This window comes from Mycobacterium szulgai, from assembly GCF_002116635.1.
In the GTDB taxonomy this organism is placed as follows: Bacteria; Actinomycetota; Actinomycetes; order Mycobacteriales; family Mycobacteriaceae; genus Mycobacterium; species Mycobacterium szulgai.
In genome coordinates this window covers 1-2,952 of record NZ_LQPW01000025.1, presented here as the reverse complement: position 1 = coordinate 2,952, position 2,952 = coordinate 1, and the positions used below count along the sequence as shown (strand labels likewise).

The window sequence follows — 2,952 nt, the reverse complement described above, 5'->3', positions numbered from 1 at the left end:
CCCAGCACCCTCAGCACCATCCACCACCTCAACCGCAGACAACCGCCGCTGCGGATCACCAACCAACACCCCCAACACCCGCTCGAGCGTGTCGATCAAACGGCAGATACTGGCCTCATCGAAGACATCTGTTGCGAACTCGACACGAAACCCGAGTTGTCGGCCCGGCAGCGCCTGCAGGACGAGGGGGTAGTGGGTTGATTCGCGGCTGACCATCTCAGTGATAGTCAGGTCATGGCCGTCGAACAGTTCAGCGGTGTCGATCGGAAAGTTCTCGTAAACGAACAAGGTGTCGAACAGCCTGTCGTGACCGGCGATGCGGTGGATGTCGGTCAGCGATAGGTGTTGGTGTTCCAGCGTGTCGTGGTAGTTCTGCTGCAGTTGAGCCAGCAGCTGCGCGGTAGTGGTGGTCGCGGTGAGGGTGGCACGCACCGGCACCGTGTTAATGAATAGGCCGATCATCGACTCGACGCCGGCCAACTCCGCTGGCCGCCCGGCAACCGTCATCCCGAACACCACATCGTGCTGGCCGGTCAACCGATTTAGCAGGCACGCCCAGCCCGCCTGCAGGACAGTGCTCACAGTGGTGTTGTGCTCACGCGCCACTCGGGTCAGCGCCTCGGTGGTCGCTTCGGACAGGACGAAGGATTTGACGTCTTTGCTGGTCAAATCTAACCGGTCAGGTGGGCAGACCAAGGAGGGCGCGGTCAAGCCCGACAGCAGCCCGCCCCACACCGCCCGCGCGCGTTCGTGGTCTCTAGCGGCAAGCCAGCACACAAAGCTGCGGTAGCCAGCCGGAGCGGGCAATGGCTGCATGTCGTAGCTCGCCAAGATCTCACGCAATAGGATCGGCAGCGACCAGCCATCCAGCACGATGTGGTGATTGGTCACCACTAGCCGATGCTTATTCGGCGCTGTGCGGATCAGAGCCGCCCGAAAAGGCGGCTCGTGGGCCAGATCCATCACGGCAGCGCGTTCATCGGCACATATTTGCTGGATGTGTTCGTCGTGTCGCTGTTTGCCGGCCAAGTCGATATAACGCCAACCCACCACGGGGTCAGCCAAGATGATCTGCACTGGCTGCTGGAACTGATCGAGGACGAACTGAGCCGCAACGTTGGGGTGGCGGTTGATCACCGCTCGTACGGCGTTACCCAAACGCTCGGGATCAACTGGCCCGGTCAGCCCGATGTTGATTTGCGGCAGGTACGGATCGGTATTGTCCTGCCCGGACTGCTCCCCGCGCTGGGCGTGGAACAGCAAACCTTGCTGCAGCGGGGTCAGCGGCAAGATGTCGGCGATTTGGTACTGCTGTCCAAGCTCATCGATCTGTTGTTGATTCAGCCCAGTCAGGGCGACGTCGCTGGGCGTCAAGCCGTGTCCACCGCGGTGCACATAAGCACAAATGCCGTCCAAGGCATCGAGCCAGAGTTGGTTAACCCGCGCGATCTCGACACGATCGAGCTTGCCGGACGCCCACGTCCAATTGGCTTGTAACTGCGGGCCGATATTCGTCTCGACCGTGACCGCGTTGAGGCTGACGGTGTGCGTCAGCGAGATAGGTATCGCCGCGCAAGCCGGATCGCTAAATACCGGCTCCCCACCAGCGATCTGCCACACTTCGTCCGGCTGCGTCGAATCGGTGGTAACGCCCAGGCGACCCAGGTAGTTGAAGCCGATCGACGGATCAGACCCGGGCAGCTCCACCTCCGTGTTCAGATAACGCAGCAAACCAAAAGTCAGGCCGTCAGGAACGGCTCGGAGCTGTTCTTTGAAATCTTTGATCACCGCGCCCAGCGCCGGCGTTCCGTTATGGACCTGCTGCCAATCCAGTTCATTCACCACAAACGAGACGGGGTATTTGCTGGTGAACCATCCCACCGTGGACGACAGATCAATACCGGGGCTCAGGTCCTCGTCGCGGCCATGACCTTCAACGTCAATTCCGATCGGAACACCAGCACAACCCAGAAATTCTGTCCACGCCAACCCGAAAGCGATCAACAAGATGTCGTGCACGCCGGCATGAAACGCCGCTGGCACCTGACCCAACAGTGACCGCGTCGTGTCGACGTCCAATGAAACCGACAGCTGCCCGGCACTAAGAAATGTATCCACCGTTGGCTCCACCGCCGCCAGCGCCGCTTCGGCGGCCACTATGCGTTGCCACGTCGCCAGCTGATCTACCACCGCCGCCGAGCGCGCGTACTCATTTAGCATCGCGGCCCAGGAGCGAAACGACGTCCCCGCCGTCGGCAACGTTATTACCTGTCCAGTACGGCGCTGTTCCCACGCCGTATTCAGGTCGTCCAGCAGAATGCGCCAAGACACCCCGTCCACGGCCAGATGATGAATAACCAAGACCAGCTCAGACGTCGATGACACCCACACCGCACTCAGCATTACCCCGGCGGCAGGATCCAACCGGTCACGGGCGGCCACCAGCACATCATCGGAAAGCGCCGCCACGCACTGCATACAGTCATTTGCGTGCACCGATCCCGGTTCAGGCACGGCCAGCGACCACCGCCCACCAGCGGCCCCATAGCCATCGGCCCGCAGGCGCAACATGGCGTGGCGATCCAACAACGCCTGGACCAACGCCACCGCATCTGCATGGCTCACACCCGCCGGAGCACGCAACAGCATTGTCTGGTTGAACTGCTCAACCAAGCCGTCCACGGTTGCCAGCCAGCGCATGATCGGTGTCGGCAAAACCTCACCAACACCCTCATCAATCACACCGTCGCCCCCTGCCATAACAGCAACGCGGGCCACCCCGGCTACGGACCGCTCAGCGAAAATGTCGCGTGGCCGGCAGATCACACCGGCAGCACGGGCCCGCGCCACCACCTGCATCGACGAAATGCTGTCTCCACCCAAATCGAAGAAGGAATCATCGATGCCCACCCGGTCAACGCCTAAGACCTGAGCATAAATGCCGGCCAGGAT

At 61.3% G+C, this 2,952-nt stretch carries 1 protein-coding gene; it reads right to left on the bottom strand.

The window, feature by feature from the left end:
* Positions 1 to 2,952: condensation domain-containing protein (locus tag AWC27_RS06605; protein WP_245846893.1), on the bottom strand; the 2,952-nt coding region annotated here is incomplete at both ends.